2 protein-coding genes are annotated in these 1072 nt (G+C 56.6%); both read right to left on the reverse strand.

Annotated features, from left to right (window positions below; genetic code table 11):
- Window positions 1-66 precede the first annotated feature (66 nt).
- Window positions 67-549, reverse strand: coding sequence for a PTS sugar transporter subunit IIB (locus ACQRAP_RS08665; protein WP_099432286.1), 483 nt, complete (start codon window positions 547-549; stop codon window positions 67-69).
- 57 nt (window positions 550-606) lie between these two features.
- Complete coding sequence (locus tag ACQRAP_RS08670; protein ID WP_035137739.1) at window positions 607-1026, reverse strand: PTS sugar transporter subunit IIA; 420 nt, start codon at window positions 1024-1026, stop codon at window positions 607-609.
- Between the last annotated feature and the right edge of the window lie 46 nt (window positions 1027-1072).

Here is a 1072-nt window from a genome sequence, read left to right on the forward strand (position 1 = left end):
GTAAGCATATATCCCCCTTTCCTAATAGGACACTACGAAGAGCTCAGACTCTTCGAAATTGAACGCCTAGAGCACGCTGGCGCAGTCAACCTTGGGGTCATCGGCCAGGGGTCGAATCTCGACCTCAACGCCACGATCCAGCATCTCGCGCACATCGGCTTCCTCGGCCGCGGTCAGGAAGATCTGACGAGAGACCTGACGCGCATCGGGACGCTTCTCGTCCTTGGGCTTGGTGTTGCCCAGGTTGACCGACTTGATCTGCGGGCAGCCCTCAACAAGCTGCTTTGCCTCAGCAATAGTGGCGACACAGATGATCATCTTGTACTTGTCGGTCACGCCCGAGTTGATAGCTTCGATTGCATGCTCCATATCTTTGATGACGAGCTTGCAGCCGGCAGGCTTGCCCATCTTGAGCGTCGTCTTCCACACCGGGTCATTAGCGACCTTATCGCCCACGCAGAAGATGCAGTTGGAGCCAAGGCCCTGAACCCAGGAAACTGCGACCTGGCCATGAAGCAGGCGATGGTCAACGCGAAGTAGCTGAATCATAATGTGACCCCCCAAAGGTCTTGTGCCGTCTTACGGCGTGTCAGTAGGTGCTACGGATTAGAACTCTTCTTCCTCGTCGTCATCGACCAAAAGATCGTTGACAAACTTCACGCGCGTATCGTCCGCAGCGACGATGGCGCGAATCGTCTCCTCAACCGGCGCCGACTCGTCAGAGAACAGCAACTGGATGAGGAGAGGAAGGTTCATGTTGGTAACGAGGTACGTGCGGGGACGCGTCTGGACGATCTTGGTGAACTCGTTGTTGACGCTGCCGCCAAAGAGGTCGGTGCAGACAACGACATCATCGTCAGCAGACATGCCTGCCAGCAGTTTTTGGGCCTCCTCGGCCACGTCCATGCGGCCATCGACGAACATCGAAAGATCGTGAACGTTGTCGCGAGCGCCCGAGAGCAGCTCGACGCTCTCCTTGATGCCGGTAGCGAAGTGCGCATGGCTGGCGATGATGTACTGTCTCATTCTGTGTTCCTCTCAATAGCCCGGCACGTTCCCGCACCCGTTTTCT

Origin of the sequence: Collinsella sp. SGI.180 (assembly GCF_050313455.1) — a bacterium.
Classification (GTDB): domain Bacteria; phylum Actinomycetota; class Coriobacteriia; order Coriobacteriales; family Coriobacteriaceae; genus Collinsella.

Coding starts and splice junctions, on each gene's coding strand:
- ACQRAP_RS08665 (WP_099432286.1), bottom strand. CDS start 549: ATGATTCAGCTACTTCGCGTTGACCATCGCCTGCTTCATGGCCAGGTC.
- ACQRAP_RS08670 (WP_035137739.1), bottom strand. CDS start 1,026: ATGAGACAGTACATCATCGCCAGCCATGCGCACTTCGCTACCGGCATC.